Source organism: Cellulomonas flavigena DSM 20109 (assembly GCF_000092865.1).
GTDB lineage: Bacteria > Actinomycetota > Actinomycetes > Actinomycetales > Cellulomonadaceae > Cellulomonas > Cellulomonas flavigena.
In genome coordinates, this window is sequence record NC_014151.1 from 1,414,608 (window position 1) to 1,429,884 (window position 15,277).

Annotated in this window: 12 protein-coding genes and 1 other RNA gene; 12 read left to right on the plus strand and 1 reads right to left on the minus strand. The window is 75.6% G+C overall.

The genetic code is table 11. The features are described 5' to 3' along the window. Nucleotides 1-102: 102 nt before the first annotated feature. Nucleotides 103-469, plus strand: a transfer-messenger RNA (tmRNA) gene (ssrA, locus tag CFLA_RS19480). A gap of 51 nt (nt 470-520) precedes the next feature. On the opposite strand, the gene CFLA_RS06390 is transcribed toward ssrA, so the two are convergent. Beyond that, nucleotides 521-952, minus strand: coding sequence for a fibronectin type III domain-containing protein (locus CFLA_RS06390; protein WP_013116502.1), 432 nt, complete (start codon nt 950-952; stop codon nt 521-523). A 296-nt stretch (nt 953-1,248) separates the two neighbouring features. On the opposite strand from CFLA_RS06390, the gene CFLA_RS06395 reads away from it, so the two are divergent. From CFLA_RS06395 to CFLA_RS06440, 11 genes are all read left to right on the plus strand, one after another. After that, on the plus strand, nt 1,249-2,328 hold the full coding sequence (locus CFLA_RS06395; RefSeq protein ID WP_013116503.1) for a response regulator: 1,080 nt from the start codon (nt 1,249-1,251) through the stop codon (nt 2,326-2,328). Continuing rightward, nucleotides 2,325-3,293: an ATP-grasp domain-containing protein gene (locus CFLA_RS06400; RefSeq protein ID WP_013116504.1), complete on the plus strand. Its 969-nt coding sequence runs from the start codon at nt 2,325-2,327 to the stop codon at nt 3,291-3,293. Before CFLA_RS06395 ends, CFLA_RS06400 begins: the two co-directional genes overlap by 4 nt. A 17-nt stretch (nt 3,294-3,310) precedes the next feature. Further along, nucleotides 3,311-4,012 (plus strand): PHP domain-containing protein, encoded by a 702-nt coding sequence (locus tag CFLA_RS06405; protein ID WP_148234298.1) that lies wholly within the window; start codon nt 3,311-3,313, stop codon nt 4,010-4,012. Beyond that, nucleotides 4,009-5,493, plus strand: coding sequence for a glycosyltransferase family 2 protein (locus tag CFLA_RS06410; RefSeq protein WP_013116506.1), 1,485 nt, complete (start codon nt 4,009-4,011; stop codon nt 5,491-5,493). Before CFLA_RS06405 ends, CFLA_RS06410 begins: the two co-directional genes overlap by 4 nt. After that, the gene (locus tag CFLA_RS20420; protein ID WP_013116507.1) at nt 5,490-5,666 is read left to right on the plus strand and encodes a hypothetical protein; all 177 of its coding nucleotides are present in this window, start codon (nt 5,490-5,492) and stop codon (nt 5,664-5,666) included. The genes CFLA_RS06410 and CFLA_RS20420 overlap by 4 nt, the downstream gene beginning before the upstream one ends. Continuing rightward, entirely contained in the window at nt 5,663-7,432 is a 1,770-nt protein-coding gene (locus tag CFLA_RS06415; protein WP_013116508.1) for a sensor histidine kinase, read from the plus strand. Before CFLA_RS20420 ends, CFLA_RS06415 begins: the two co-directional genes overlap by 4 nt. A gap of 105 nt (nt 7,433-7,537) precedes the next feature. Further along, on the plus strand, nt 7,538-8,848 hold the full coding sequence (locus CFLA_RS06420; protein WP_043598863.1) for an SWIM zinc finger family protein: 1,311 nt from the start codon (nt 7,538-7,540) through the stop codon (nt 8,846-8,848). Next, a complete protein-coding gene (locus CFLA_RS06425) occupies nt 8,845-10,311 on the plus strand; it encodes a DUF5691 domain-containing protein (RefSeq protein ID WP_013116510.1) in 1,467 nt (488 codons plus the stop codon). Before CFLA_RS06420 ends, CFLA_RS06425 begins: the two co-directional genes overlap by 4 nt. Continuing rightward, entirely contained in the window at nt 10,308-11,399 is a 1,092-nt protein-coding gene (locus CFLA_RS06430; RefSeq protein ID WP_013116511.1) for an ATP-binding protein, read from the plus strand. Before CFLA_RS06425 ends, CFLA_RS06430 begins: the two co-directional genes overlap by 4 nt. Beyond that, nucleotides 11,396-13,834: a DUF5682 family protein gene (locus CFLA_RS06435; RefSeq protein WP_013116512.1), complete on the plus strand. Its 2,439-nt coding sequence runs from the start codon at nt 11,396-11,398 to the stop codon at nt 13,832-13,834. Before CFLA_RS06430 ends, CFLA_RS06435 begins: the two co-directional genes overlap by 4 nt. Then, nucleotides 13,831-15,105 (plus strand): VWA domain-containing protein, encoded by a 1,275-nt coding sequence (locus CFLA_RS06440; protein ID WP_013116513.1) that lies wholly within the window; start codon nt 13,831-13,833, stop codon nt 15,103-15,105. The genes CFLA_RS06435 and CFLA_RS06440 overlap by 4 nt, the downstream gene beginning before the upstream one ends. Nucleotides 15,106-15,277: the final 172 nt, after the last annotated feature.

The window sequence follows — 15,277 nt, forward strand, 5'->3', positions numbered from 1 at the left end:
CCGCGGGAATCCTCACGACGCCCCGCACGTTGTGCCGTACGCTGGTCCACGTCGTCGGCCCCACCAGGGCGGACGGTCAGCTTGACAAGTGAACACCACCCTGGGGGTGATCGGTTTCGACGGTGATCGTCGAACCAGGTGAAGCGGGTCGAGGATGCACGGTTATCTCGTAAACGCTCCGTGCGACTCATAGGTGCCGATTCCAAGCGCACCGACTTCGCCCTCGCCGCCTGAGCGAGCCTCGAAGTCCGTCGGCCTAGACATGCTCTCGGTCTAGTTCCCGGCGTCATCTAGAGAGCCACTGCTGTCCGTCCTCGTCGGTGGGACGGGCGGGACTCCTAGCCGACTGAGCCCGTCCACGTCTTGTCCGCGTGATCGTGGGGGCTGAGAAAATCTACTGCGGACTGCACCCGGAGAAGCCCTGGTCCCACGTCATCGGACGCGGGTTCGATTCCCGCCACCTCCACGTCCGACGGCCGTCGCCCCCCAGGGGCGGCGGCCGTCGTCGTGCTCGGAGGAGTCATTCCTGACGGGGTGTGGCCGCCGGCGGCGGGTCGCACGCGAACGGCGGGCAGAGCTCGCTCTCGCCGCCGCACGCGGGCAGCACGTACGTCACCTCGTACTCGTAGGCGACCCCGGCCTGCTCGGCCGGGCGGGTGTCGAGGTAGGTGTAGTCGTCGTCGAGGCGGTCGACCTCCTCGACCCTCTGCCACGGCGTGGCGCCGGTGGGTCGGCGGTGGACGACGAAGGTCGCGGGTTCGTCCAGCGTCCGCGCACCGTCCCAGGTGACGAGCACCCCGTCGGACGTCGCCTCGGCCTGGACGTCGTACACCTCGTGGACGGCGTCGCAGTAGTCCTCGAACGTCTGCTCCTCCTCGCTGCCGTCCGGTGCGCACGCCGCCACGACGACCGCGAGCAGCAGGACGAGCGCGCCACCGACCACCTGCCGCATGGTGCCCTCTCCTCCCGCTGCCGACTCGTCGGCCGGACCGTACCGGGGAGCGGACGCGTGGGTCAGGCACTTCGCGGTGAGCCACCCGAACAGCGCAGCGCGGGGCGTCGTGCTCCCGAGCCTCGTCGAGCACGTGCATTTCACCCGGTCGCCGGCCGCCCGCGACGCCCGGTGTCGTGCCATTCACGACGATCGTCCCTTTCTGCGGTCACGCGGGCGTCGACACGTGCGCGACGCACGGCCACCTGCCACGTAGCGTGGTCGTCCGGCGCTGCTCCAGGGGTGGGAGGACAGCAGTGACAGAGGCACGGACCAGAGTGCTCGTCGTCGAGGACGACGCGGACACCGCTGGATTCGTCCGCACGGTGCTCGAACGGCGCGGCGGCATGGAGGTCGTCGTCGCCGGCGACGCGATGACGGCGCTCGCCGAGGTCGCGCGGCAGGCGCCGGACGTGATCCTCACGGACATCCAGATGCCCGGCATGTCGGGGCTCGAGCTGCTGGGGGAGCTGCGCTCGCGGGCGCCCGGGGTGCCGGTCGCGGTGATGACGGCGTTCGCCTCCGTCGACTACGCGGTCGAGGCGCTGCGGCGCGACGCCGACGAGTTCCTCGTCAAGCCCGTCGCCGCCGCGACGCTGCTGGAGCGCGTCACCGCCCTGGCGGCCGAGGGGCAGGCCCGCCGCGAGGCGGCAGGCACCCGGGACGTCGTGCTCGCGGTCGGGGCGCACCCCGACGACGTGGAGATCGGCGTCGGTGCGACGCTCGCGTCCCACCGGGCCGCGGGCGACCAGGTCGTCATCCTCACGCTGTCGGGCGGCGCGGTGGGCGGCGACACGCAGACCCGCCGGCACGAGGCGCTGGCCGCGGCGGCCGTCATCGGTGCACGGCTGTACCTGCACGACTTCGAGGACACCCGGATGGACCCGGCAGCGGGGCTCATCACGGTCATCGAGGACACCGTCCGTGAGCTGTCGCCGACGGTCGTCTACACGCACTCGGCGCACGACCGGCACCAGGACCACCGGGCCGTGCACGAGGCCGTCATGGTCGCGACGCGCCGCGTGCCGTCCCTCGCGTGCTTCCAGAGCCCGTCCTGCACGGTCGACTTCCGGCCCAGCAGGTTCGTGCCCGTCGACGGGTTCCTGGAGACCAAGCTCGAGATGCTCGCGGCGTTCTCCTCACAGTCGCACCGCGACTACATGGAGCCCGACGCGGTGCGCTCGACCGCGCGCTACTGGTCGCGGTTCGGCACGGGCCGCTACGCGGAGCCGCTGGAGACCGTGCGTGCGGCCGCGATGCTCTCCGGCCGCGCGGCCGCAGCGGCGCCGGCGGCGGCGACCCTGCCCGCGCCTCGCTCGGGGGAGCTGACACCATGACGCGCGTCCTGGTGACGGGTGCCGGGGGGCCGGCGGGGGTCGCGGTGGTCCGCTCGCTGCTGCGGCGTGGTGACGTCGACGTGCTCGCGGCGGACATGGACCGGTGGGCCAGCGCCCTGTACCTGGTGCCGGCGGAGAACCGGCGGCTGGTCCCGGCGGGCCGCGCGCCCGAGTTCGTCGACGTGGTGCGACGCATGTGCGAGCGGGACCGCATCGACGTGCTCGTCCCGACCGTGGACGTCGAGCTGCCTCGGCTGGCCGCGGCACGCGACGCGCTCGCGGCAGCGGGCACGCGCCTGGCCTCGCCGTCGTCGCGCACGCTCGACACGTGCCTCGACAAGCTCGCGCTCGCGCACGCCTGCGCGGGGACCGTGCGGGTACCGCGCACCGAGCTGTTCGGCACGCCGCAGGCCCTGTCCGGCTGGGACTTCCCGGTGATCGTCAAGCCGCGACGCGGCGCGGGGTCGCGCGGCGTGCGGACGGTCGGCTCGGCGCGGGAGCTCGACGCGGTGCACGACGAGGACGACCTGCTCGTCCAGGAGCTGCTGCCCGGGCAGGAGTACTCGGTCGACGTCCTGGCGGACTCCACGGGCCACGTGATCGCGGCCGTCCCGCGCGCGCGGCTGCGCGTCGACTCCGGGGTCGCGGTGGCAGGGGTGACGGTGCACGACGAGGAGCTGGTCGCCACCGCCTCCGCCGTCGCACGCGCCGTCGGACTGACGTCGGTGGCGAACGTGCAGCTCAAGCGCGACGCCGACGGCGTCCCCGCGCTGCTCGAGGTGAACCCGCGGTTCCCCGGGGCGATGCCCCTGACGATCGCCGCGGGCGTCGACATGCCGTCGCTGGTGCTCGACGACGTCCTGGGCCGCGACCTGCCACGCAGCCTGGACTTCGTCGAGATCGCCAACGTCCGCTACCTGGAGGACGTGTTCCTGCCGGTCGGCGACGTGCTGCCCGAGCCGTGACCGCCGGCAGGCCACGTGTGGACGAGGACCACCACGTCCACTCGACGTTCTCCGACGACGCGGTCAGCACCCTCGCCGAGAACCTCGACGCGGCCCACCGCGCGGGGCTGCGGACCGTGCGCATGGTCGACCACGTCCGCGTCTCGACGACGTACGTCCCCCAGATGCTCGCCGCGGTGCGCGCGCTGCCGGTCGTCGAGGGCCTGCGGGTCCTGACGGGCGTGGAGGCGAAGATCCTCGACGCCCGGGGCGCGATCGACGCCCCGCCGCAGGTGCTCGCGGCCCTCGGCACGCCCGACGGGCCGGACCGCGTGCTGCTGGCGGACCACCAGGTGCCCGGTACCGACGGCCCGTGGAGCCCGTCGACGACGGTGAGGATGGTCGCGGAGGGCCGCGTGAGCCCGTCCGACGTCGTCGAGCTCGTCGTCACCGGCACGCTGCGCGCCGTCGAGCGCGCCGGACGCGCCCAGGTCGCCCACCCGTTCTCGATCCTGCCGAAGGTCGGGCTCACGGAGGACGACGTGCCCGACGCGCTGCTCGACGACCTCGCGCGCGTCCTCGTCGCGACGGGCACGCCCGTGGAGGTCAACGAGAAGTGGCGTTGCCCGGGCGTGCGCGTCACCGACCGGTGGCGGGCCGCCGGCGTGACGCTCGTCGCGTCGACCGACGCGCACCGTGCGGACGACGTCGGCGTGTACCGGTGGGTCGGGTCGTCGTGAGCGTGGACTGGCACGCGGTCCTCGTCGCGGTCCTCGTCGCGCTCGTCGCGCTCGGCCTGGTCCCGGCGCTCGGCGGCATCTACCAGTACCTGCTCGTGCCCGTCCACGGGTTCCGGAACCACCTGGGCCGGGCGGGGCCGTACCTGCCGCGCGTCGCGGTCGTCGTGCCCGCGTGGAACGAGGGGGCGGTGCTCGCCGCGTCGCTCGAGCGGCTCATGCGCTTGCAGTACCCGCCCGACCGGCTGCGCGTGTTCGTCGTCGACGACGCCAGCACCGACGACACGCCCGACGTGGTGCGCGCCAAGGCCGCCGAGCACCCGGGGCGCATCGTGCTGCTGCGCCGCGAGCAGGGCGGCCAGGGCAAGGCGCACACGCTGAACCACGGCATCGCGCACCTGCTCACGGACGACTGGATGCAGGCGCTGCTCATCATGGACGCCGACGTCATCTACCGCCCCGACGCGCTGCGCCGCATGACCCGGCACCTCGCCGACGAGCGCGTCGGCGCCGTCACCGCGTACATCCGCGAGGGCTCGCGCACGCCGGGTGCCGTCGCGCGGTTCATCGGGTACGAGTACGTTACCGCGCAGGCGTGCGCCCGCCGCGCGCAGAACGTCATGGGCGCCGTCGCCTGCCTCGCCGGCGGCGCGCAGCTGCACACGCGCGCCAACCTCGAGGCGATCGGCGGGCGCATCGACACCTCGACGCTCGCCGAGGACACCTTCTCGACCTTCCTCACGCAGCTCGACGGGCGGCAGGTCGTGTTCGACGGGCAGGCGGTCGTGCTCGCCGAGGAGCCCGACTCCGTGCGGGCGCTGTGGAAGCAGCGCGTGCGCTGGGCGCGCGGCAACGTGCAGATCACCCACAGGTTCCGCCGCGTGTGGTTCCGTCCCGCGCGCGGGCACCGGCTCGGCGGCGTCGACTTCGGCCTCGTGTGGTTCTCGGTGTTCGCGCTGCCGTTCACGCTGATCGCCGCGTCCGTCGGGCTCGTGGGGCTCTTCTTCGTCTCGCCCGGGACCGCAGGTGCCGTCTTCGGCGAGCTGTGGTGGTTCGGCATCGCGACGTACCTGTTCATCACGGTGACGACGCTGCTGGTCGACCTCGACACCGCGCGGCGGTCCTGGCTCGAGGGCCTGCTGTTCCCCGGCGTGGGCGCGCTCGTGCTCGTCGTCGCGTCAGCGCACCCGGACTTCTGGCTCGTCACCGTGCCCGGGGTCCTCGGGCTGGCGCCCACCGCCGCGGGCACCACCGCGTGGACGCTGCTGCTGTACTGCTGGCCGGTCCTGTCGATGGCGCTGTCGCGCGTCGTCCACGACCTCGAGGACGTGCGCGGCGTCGGGTGGCTGTCCAAGCCGCTGCTGTATCTCGTCGGCTACGGGCCGCTGCTGTGCGCGATCACGCTCGACGCGTACGTGCGGCAGTGGCGCGGCGCCGCGCAGGTGTGGGACAAGACCGAGAAGACGGGCAAGGTGGCGGCATGAGCGCACCGGGGCGGACGCCGGGCGGGCCGGCGTGGTGGGCGACGGGCACCGACGAGGCGCTCGCGGACGAGGTCGCGCGCAACCGGCGCAGCGAGCGGTACATGGCGTTCGCGGGCGTCGCCGGAGCGGCCCTCACCGTGCTCGTGCTGCTGCTCGTCGCGGTGAGCCGGTGACGACCACGCCCGCCATCCCCGGCGAGCCGCAGGTCCCGCAGTACCTGCGGTACCTCGGCCGGGTGGGCCGCGTGCTGGGCAGCCGTGCGTCCGTCGTCGAGCGGCAGCTGCCGTTCGTCGCGCTGTTCGGGCTCGCGGTCGTGGGACAGCTGGTGATGGGTGTGCCGCCGACGTCCGCCGCCGGGCTGGTGCTCGCGGTCGGGCTCACCGTGCTCGTGCTCGTGCTCGCGGTGGCCGTGCCGTGGCGGCGGCTGCCGCCGGTGAGCCCCGAGGTGCTCACGCTCCTGCAGTTCGTCGTCGTCGCCGCGCTGCGGTACGCGACCGGGGGAGCCGCGTCGCCCTACGGGACGATGGTGCTGCTGCCCGCGCTCGCGCTGAGCGTCCGGGGCGGGCTGCCGGGGGTGTTCGTGGGTGCCGCGGGCGCGGCCGTGTCGATCCTCGTCGGGCTGGGGCTGACGCGCGGCGCGGTGATGTCCGGGTCCGTCGTCCTGCGCAGCCTGTTCGTCTCCGCGATCGCCCTCATCATCGGACTGTTCGTGCACGAGACCGCCACGCGCCTGCGCGCGCGCAACGCGGCGCTCGCGCAGCTGCAGCTCGAGCAGCAGACGCTGCTCGAGCAGGCCCGCGCAGCGGCCACCGAGCTCGAGCGGGCGGTCACGGTGCGCCGCGCCGCCTACGAGCAGCTCGTCTCCGTCATCGACTCCGCCACCGAGCAGGCGATCATCGCGACCGACGCCACGGGCCGCATCGAGGTCTTCAACGCGGGCGCGGAACGCCTGCTCGGGTACTCGCAGGGTGCGGTCGTGGGCCGGTTGCGGCTGGTGGACCTGCACCTGGCGGACGAGGTGCTGGCCCGCACGGGCGAGTCGCCGGGAGCCGATCTGCAGGACGCGCTCGTCGACGCGCTCGTCGCCCCGCGGCGCGGCCCGGCCGGTGCGGCCACGGACTGGACGTACGTGCGGGCCGACGGCTCGCACGTGACCGTCCACCCCGCCGTGACGCGCCGGACCGAGCCCGACGGCAGCGTCGCCGGCTACGTCGTGGTCGCCACCGACGTCACCGCCGAGCGGGAGGCGGCGCGTCTCAAGGACCAGTTCGTCGGGCTCGTCAGCCACGAGCTGCGCACGCCGCTCACCTCCGTGCTCGGGTACGTCGAGCTGCTGCTCGACGGCACCGAGGAGCTGACCGACGAGCAGCGCGAGTACCTCGGCATCATCGACCGCAACGCCCGGCGGCAGCTGCGGCTGGTCAGCGACCTGCTGCTCAGCGCGCAGGTCGACGCGGGGACGTTCGCGATCTCCCCGACCGACGTCGACGCCGCGGTGGTGGCGCGCGCGTCGCTCGCGTCGGCGGCGCCCGCGGCGGACGCGGCGGGCGTGACCCTCGCCGGCGACCTGAGGCCGGCGCCGCTGCGCGCCGACCCCGTCCGGCTGGGGCAGGCGATCGACAACCTCGTCTCCAACGCGCTGAAGTTCACGCCGACGGGCGGCACCGTGCGGGTGTCCGTCGAGCCCGGTGACGACGGCGGAGCGGTGGTCGCCGTGAGCGACACCGGCATCGGCATCCCGCCGGACGAGCTGGCGAACCTCACCGAGCGCTTCTACCGCGCGAGCACCGCGACGCGCCGCGCGATCCCCGGCGTGGGGCTGGGTCTGTCGATCACGCGGGCCGTGGTCGAGGCGCACGGCGGGACGGTGCGCATCGCGTCGACCGTGGGGGAGGGGACGACGTTCACGCTCGTGCTGCCGGCGCGGGCGGACGGCTGAGGAGCTCTGCGAGGACACGCGTCCGCAGCCCGACGCGAGGCCGAACGGATGGTTCCGCCGCGTCCTCGCCCCGGGTGTCGGTGGGGGTCGCTAGCGTGACGCCTCGTGTCAGCACGGTGGTCGGCGGAGCAGGTCGTGGCGCTCGCACCCGACGCGTCGTCCGTCGCGGCCGGGCGCAAGCTCTCGGGGTCCGGGCCGTGGTCCGCGACCGGGGCGAGCGGGGCGCCCGCGGCCGTCTGGGGGCTGTGCCAGGGGTCGGGGAAGACGCCGTACGCGACGGTCGTGGACCTCGCCGGGCCGGCGTACAAGTGCTCCTGCCCGAGCCGGAAGTTCCCCTGCAAGCACGCGATCGGGCTGCTCCTGCTGTGGGCGGCCGGCGGGGTCCCCGACGCGGACGAGCCCGCCGAGCACGCGCGGACGTGGCTGGAGTCGCGCGCGCAGCGCGCCGAGCGGACGGAGCAGCGTGCGCAGGCAGCACCCGACCCCGCGGCGGCCGCGCGTCGCGCGGAGCAGCGCCGGGGCCGTGTCGCCGACGGTGTCGCGGAGCTCGAACGCTGGCTGCACGACCAGGTCGAGCAGGGGCTCGCGGGCGCTGACCACGCCGGCTACCGGCCGTTCGACCAGGTCGCCGCGCGGCTCGTCGACGCGCAGGCGCCGGGACTGGCCGACGGGGTCCGGCGGCTCGCCGGGGTCGCGGCGAGCGGCGACGGGTGGACCGCGCGCCTGCTCGACGAGCTCGCGCTGCTGCACCTGCTGGTGCGCGCGCACGCGCGTGTGGAATCCCTCGACGCGCCGACGGCGGCCGTGGTGCGCCGACGGCTGGGGGAACCCGAGCGGCTGCAGGACGTGCTCGCGGGGCCCGCGGTGCGCGACCGGTGGCAGGTGGTCGGGCAGCGGGACACCGCCGAGGAGCGCCTCGTCGTGCGGCGGGTGCACGTGCGCGGCGAGGCGAGCGGCCGGGACGCGGTCGTCGTCGCGTTCGCACCACCCGGTCAGCCGCTCGACGTGCCGCTGCTCGTCGGGTCGGTGGTCGACGCTGACCTGCACCTGTACCCGGGCGACCCGACGCGTGCGGCGGTGGGCGAGCGGCACGGCGAGCCCGAGCCGCTGCGCGACGTCCGGGGCGTGACGCTCGGCGACGCGGCGGCCGCATGGTCGGCGCTGCTCGCCGCCGACCCCTGGGCGACGGCACTCCCGGTCGTGCTCGACACCGTGACGCCGGTCCCGAGCGACCACGAGCGGACCTGGCACGTCGTCGACGCCGCCGGTGCCGCGCTGCCGCTCGCCGCGTCCGACCGCTGCTGGCGCCTGCTCGCCGTCAGCGGGGGCGCGCCCGTGACGCTCGTCGGAGACCGCACGCCCACCGGGCTGCAGGCCGTCGCCGCCTGGGCCGACGGGGAGGTGGTGCTGCTGTGAGCACGGACGTGACCACGACGCGGGCCGACCTGGTCACCGCCGCGCTGCTCGGCCTGCGCCGCGGTGGGCCGGACGTCGACGCGGCGGCCCTGCCCGGCGTGGTCGGCGAGGCGGTGGCCGCCGCGCCTGCCGCCGAGGGCGCGGCGCGGCTGCTCGACGTCGTCGCGCTCGACGTCGTCGCCCGGCGTGCGGGCGTCGTGCCCGCGTCGCCCGACGCCACCCCGCCGGTGCCCGCGGAGCCGGAGCCCGCGTCCGTCGCCGGGCCGGCGGCACGTGCGCGGCTCACGACGCTGCTCGCCGGGTCGGGCGAGCTGAACGACGTGCTCGTCGCGCACTGGCTGCGGACGGCAGCGGCGCGGGGATGCGTGGCACCCCCGCGCCTGCTGCCCGAGCTGCTCGAGTGGACCGCGCGACCCGCGTCCCGCCCCCACCTCGCGCTCGTCCAGGCCGTGCTGGGCACCCGCGGGCACTGGCTCGCGGCGCAGCGGCACTCCTGGGCTGGGCTGCTCGACGCCGTGCCGCGGGACGCCGCGGGCACGGCCCGCGCCGCCGACGACGCCCGCGCGGTCGTCGACGACCCGCAGTGGTCGAAGCGGCCCGCGGCCGAGCGGGTCACCGCGATCGAGGCCATCGGTCGGGACGTGCGGCGCGACGACGAGGAGCGGCTCGCCCGCAGCCTCGCCGACCGTGCGGCCACCGTCCGGGAGGCGGCCGCGCAGGTGCTCGTCCACCTGCCCGGGGCCGCCTTCGCGCAGGACTGCGCGCGGCGTGCGCTGGAGTGCGTGGCGATCGAACGCCGGATGCTGCGGCACGTGCTCGTCGTGCGGCTGCCGCAGGACGACCCCACCGCGCCGTTCGAGCGGGTGCGCTCGGTCACCGGCGGGCGGCGCGGGCACCTGCTGCGTGCACTCGTCGCCGCCACGCCGCCCGACGTGTGGGTCGCCCACCTGGGGAAGGACGCCGGCACGCTCGTGCGGCTCGACGTCACCGACGACCTCGGCCCCCTCCTGCACGACGCCTGGCAGGAGGCGGCCCTGCGCACCCGCGACGCCGCCTGGGCGGCCGCGCTGCTCGGCGAGCACCCCGAGTGGACCCACCTGCTCGCCGTGCTGCCCGGCCCCGAGCGCGCCGCTGCGGCCGGAGCGATCGCCGCCCGCTCCACGACGTCCGACCTGACGAACGCCCGCCGCGCGATCCAGGCGGGCCGCGCGCTCGACGCGCCCTGGCCGGACGCGTTCACGGACGACGTGCTGCGCCATGTCGTGGCCCCGCCCGTGATGCCGGAGTGGGAGCTGCGGCACGAGCTGCCCACGCTGGCCGCCGGGGCAGCGACCGACCCCGGCACGGAGCAGCGCGTGCGCGCCGCCGCCGACCGGTGCACCGACGACGGCACCGCGCGCGTCCTGCGCACGCTCGCCGATACCCTGCGGACCCGCCGCGAGATCCTCGAGGAGCTGGCATGACCGACGTCGACACCCTGCTGCGCCCGCACGCCGAGCAGGCGTTCGCGCACGAGATCGCGGCGCTCGTCGCTGCCGACGACCGCCCGCGCCCGCCCGCGTGGCAGATGTCGCCGTGGGCCGTCGTGACGTACCTGCTCGGGGGAACGCTGCCCGACGGGACCGTGATCACGCCCAAGTACGTCGGACCGCGTCGCGTCGTGGAGGTCGCGGTCGCGACGCTCGCGACCGACCGCGCGCTCCTGCTGCTCGGTGTGCCGGGCACCGCCAAGACGTGGGTCAGCGAGCACCTCGCGGCCGCCGTGAGCGGGCGTTCGACGCTCGTCGTCCAGGGCACGTCCGGCACGTCGGAGGACGCGATCCGCTACGGCTGGAACTACGCGCGCCTGCTCTCCGAGGGCCCCACCGACGCTGCGCTCGTCCCGTCGCCCGTGATGACCGCGATGCGCGAGGCGGGCATCGCGCGCGTCGAGGAGCTCACGCGCATCCCGTCGGACGTGCAGGACGCGCTCATCACGGTGCTGTCGGAGAAGTCGTTGCCCGTGCCGGAGCTGGGCAGCGAGGTGCAGGCAGCCAAGGGCTTCAACGTCATCGCCACCGCCAACGACCGCGACCGCGGCGTCAACGAGCTGTCGTCCGCGCTGCGGCGCCGGTTCAACACCGTGGTGCTGCCGTTGCCGGCGACGCAGGACGAGGAGGTCGAGATCGTCACGCGTCGGGTGGCGCAGGTCGGGGCGTCCCTCGAGCTGCCCGAGGTGCCGCCGGCCGACGAGGAGATCCGGCGCGTCGTCACGGTGTTCCGCGAGCTGCGGTCCGGCAGCACCCTCGACGGACGGCAGGCGCTGAAGACCCCGTCGGGCACGCTGTCGACGGCGGAGGCGATCTCCGTGGTCGCGCACGGCCTTGCGCTCGCCGCGCACTTCGGCGACGGCGTGCTGCGGCCCGCGGACGTCGCGGCCGGCATCGTCGGCGCCGTCGTGAAGGACCCCGTCGCCGACACCGCGGTGTGGGTCGAGTACCTGGAGTCCGTGGTGCGCGAGCGCGACGGGTGGCACGACTTCTACGGTGCGTGCCGCGAGGTCAGCGGATGACGGTCGACGCTCCGGCTGCCGACGCGCCCGTGGCCGCCGTGGGCTCCGCCGACGCGTCCGCGGAGCCGCGCGTGCGTGTCCTGGGCGTGCGGCACCACGGTCCCGGCTCGGCGCGCGCCGTGCGCGCCGCGCTGGAGGAGTGGTGCCCGACGGTCGTGCTGGTCGAGGGACCGGCGGACGCGGACCCGTTGACGGTGTTCGTCGGGCGCGAGGGTATGGAGCCGCCCGTCGCGCTGCTGGCCGCGACCACCGACGCGCCGCGCCGCGCCGCGTGGTGGCCGTTCGCGACGTTCTCTCCCGAGTGGCAGGCGCTGCGGTGGGCCGCCGAGCACGGGGTGCCCGCGCGGTTCATCGACCTGCCCGCGGGCGTCGTGCTGGCGCGCGAGCCGGGAGCGGGCGCGCCGGACGGGCAGGCGCCGGACGGGGATGCATCGGGTGGGGAGTCCGGCGATCCCGGCGCGGGCGTCGGAGTCGACCAGGACGACGCCGCCGACGCGGACGAGGCGGGCGGCGTCGGCGGCCCCGACGCATCGGACGTGCGCGCCGACCCCGTCGCGGCGCTCGCGCACGCCGCCGGGTACGACGACCCCGAGCGGTGGTGGGAGGACGTCGTCGAGCAGCGCTCCGGCGACGCGGCACCGTTCGACGTCGTCGCCGACGCGATGGCCGCGTTGCGCGAGGCCTTCGGGCAGGAGGGTGCGGGTGCCGGGACGCGCGGCGTGGCCGGCGACGCGCCGGCGGACGACCACGAGCGGCACGAGGCACGGCGCGAGGCGTACATGCGCCAGCAGGTTCGTGCGGCCCTGCGCGAGGGCCACGAGCGCGTCGCCGTGGTCTGCGGCGCGTGGCACGCACCCGCGCTGCGGGGCCGGCTGCCCGCGGCCGCCCCGGACGCCCGCCTCCTGACGGGACTGCCGAAGCGCAAGGTGCTGCTCACGTGGGCGCCGTGGACCGCGTCACGGCTGTCGCTGCGCTCGGGGTACGGCGCCGGCATCGAGTCGCCCGGTTGGTACGAGCACCTGTTCACGTGCGACGACGACGTCGTCGCACGGTGGCTCGTGCGCGTGGCCGGTGTGCTGCGCGAGCGCGACCTGCCGGTCTCGTCGGCGCACGTCATCGAGGCGACGCGCCTCGCGACCGTGCTCGCCGCGGTGCGCGGACGCCCCCTCGCCGGCCTCGCGGAGGTCACCGAGGCCACCCGTGCGGTGCTGTGCGAGGGCGACGACGCGCTGCTCGCGCACGTCACCGCCGACCTCGTCGTCGGCGAGCGGCTCGGCACGGTGCCCGACGACGTGCCGACGGTCCCGCTCGAGGCCGACCTCCGCGCGACCGCACGGCGGCTGCGCCTGCCGTTCGAGGCCGCCCCGCGCACGCTCGAGCTCGACCTGCGCAAGGCGAACGACCTCGCGCGCTCGCAGCTCCTGCACCGGCTCGCGCTGCTCGGCGTCGCGTGGGGAACGCCGGACGTCGCGCGCACCCGCAGCACGGGGACGTTCCGCGAGACCTGGTCGCTGCACTGGCGGCCCGAGCTGACGGTCGCGCTCGTCGAGGCGTCGACCTGGGGCGTGACCGTGCCCGCGGCGGCCGCGGCGTGCGTCGTCGCGGGCGCCGCCGGGGCGGACCTGCCGGCGATCACGCGCCTGGTGGAGCACACGCTGGTCGCCGACCTCCCGGACGCGCTCGACGCGCTGCTGCCGGCCCTGGACGAACGTGCGGCACGTGACGTGGACGTGACGCACGTCCTGCATGCGGTGCCCCCGCTGGTGCGCGCGCACCGGTACACCGACGTGCGCGGCACCCGCGTCGAGGCGCTCGCCCGCGTCGCGGACGCGCTGGTCGTGCGCGCGTGCGCGGCGCTCCCGGGCGCCGTGACGGGCCTCGACGACGACGCCGCACGGGCCCTGCGCACCGATCTCGACGCGGCGCACGACGCCGTCCGGCTGCGGGACGACGCGGACGTCGGTGCCCTGTGGACGGCTGCGCTGCGGGGCGTCGCGGGGCGCACCGACGTCTCGGGCGTGCTCTCCGGGCGGGCCACGCGCCTGCTGCTCGACGCGCAGGAGCTCACGCCCGAGGCCGCGGCCACGCGGTTGTCGCGTGCCCTGTCCCGGGGCACCCCGGCCCGCACGACGGCCGCGTGGGCCGAGGGCTTCCTCGACGGCGGTGGGCTGCTCATCGCCGGGGACCGCCGGCTGCTCACCGTGCTCGACGACTGGGTCGCGACGCTGCGCGAGGACGACTTCACCGACGTGCTGCCGCTGCTGCGCCGCACGTTCGGCGGCCTGCCCGTGGGGGAGCGACGTGCCCTGGCGGACGCGGTCGCGCACCTCGGTGCGGGGCGGGCGCGAGCCGTCGAGGACGACCTCGACCTGGATCCCGAGCTGGTGAGCGCACCGCTCGCGACCGTCCTGCGACTGCTGGGGGCACCGTCATGACGAGCGACGACGTGATGCCGGCGCCGGACCCGGGGGCGGGCGGTGAGGTGGCCCCCGGCGACGTCGCCGTCGACGGTGCGTCCGCCGGCGTGCCCCGTGTCGACGACGCCGTGCGACGGCAGCGGTGGCGCCTCCTGCTCGGCGAGGGCGGGACGCCCGACGGGGGCGCGGTACGGCTCAGCGCCGACCAGCTCGCGATGGACGCCGCCCTCGCAGCGCTGTACGACACGGGCCCCGGCGGTGGTGCGGGCGCCCCGCGCAGCGCGGGTCTCGGCGGCTCCGCCCCGCGGGTGGCGCGGTGGCTCGGTGACATCCGCACGTACTTCCCGTCGAGCGTCGTGGAGGTCATGCAGCGCGACGCCGTCGACCGGCTGGGTCTGCGGCGACTGCTCCTCGAGCCCGAGCTGCTGGCCGCGGTGCAGCCGGACGTCGGGCTCGTGTCGACGCTCGTGTCGCTGCGGCACCAGATGCCCGAGACGACGCGCGCGACGGCGCGGCACGTGGTGGCGCAGGTGGTCGCGGAGATCGAGCGGCGCATCGCGACCGCGACCCGGTCCGCCGTGACGGGGGCGCTGCGCGGCGACCGCACGCACCGGCCACGCCCGCGGGACGTCGACTGGCACGCGACGATCCGGGCCAACCTGCGCCACTGGCTGCCGGAGCACCGCACGCTCGTGCCGCACCGGCTCGTCGGGCGCTCGCGGGCGTCGAGCACGGTGGCCCGTGACGTCGTCCTCGCCGTCGACCAGTCCGGGTCGATGGCGGACTCGGTCGTGTACTCGGCGGTCTTCGGTGCGGTGCTGGCGTCGATGCGGTCGTTGCGCACGTCGCTGGTCGTGTTCGACACCAGCGTGGTCGACCTCACGGACCAGCTCGCCGACCCGGTGGACGTGCTCTTCTCCACGCAGCTCGGCGGCGGGACCGACATCAACCGCGCGGTCGCGTACTGCCAAGGCCTGGTGGCGCGCCCCGCGGACACGCTGTTCGTGCTGATCAGCGACCTGTACGAGGGCGGGATCCGCGCCGAGCTGCTGCGTCGCGTCGCGAGCATGCAGGCGTCGGGCGTCCAGGTGCTCGTGCTGCTGGCTTTGAGCGACTCGGGTGCCCCGGCGTACGACCACGAGACCGCGGCGGCGCTGGCGGGGCTCGGTACGCCCGCGTTCGCGTGCACGCCCGACGTGTTCCCCGAGCTGCTCGCGGTCGCACTGGGCCGCGGCGACGTGGGCGCGTGGGTGCCGCGGTACCAGGAGGGGCAGGCGGCCGGGCGCTGACGGCGGTCGGGACGGCGCCCGCGGCGCGGCACGGGGCAATTCCGGCTGGTGAAACGCTTCGACAGCGGCCGCGGTCTTGCTCGGCCGGCGTTCCCGACCTCAGCATGGCAAGCGCATCCCGCTCACGACGCCCGCTGCCGTGCGCGGTGAGTTGTGAACGATCACAACCCTG

Excerpts from the sequence above, each read along its gene's own strand:
- CFLA_RS06440 (WP_013116513.1), top strand. The coding sequence starts at position 13,831 with ATGACGAGCGACGACGTGATGCCGGCGCCGGACCCGGGGGCGGGCGGT.
- CFLA_RS06430 (WP_013116511.1), top strand. The coding sequence starts at position 10,308 with ATGACCGACGTCGACACCCTGCTGCGCCCGCACGCCGAGCAGGCGTTC.
- CFLA_RS06390 (WP_013116502.1), bottom strand. The coding sequence starts at position 952 with ATGCGGCAGGTGGTCGGTGGCGCGCTCGTCCTGCTGCTCGCGGTCGTC.
- CFLA_RS20420 (WP_013116507.1), top strand. The coding sequence starts at position 5,490 with ATGAGCGCACCGGGGCGGACGCCGGGCGGGCCGGCGTGGTGGGCGACG.
- CFLA_RS06435 (WP_013116512.1), top strand. The coding sequence starts at position 11,396 with ATGACGGTCGACGCTCCGGCTGCCGACGCGCCCGTGGCCGCCGTGGGC.
- CFLA_RS06400 (WP_013116504.1), top strand. The coding sequence starts at position 2,325 with ATGACGCGCGTCCTGGTGACGGGTGCCGGGGGGCCGGCGGGGGTCGCG.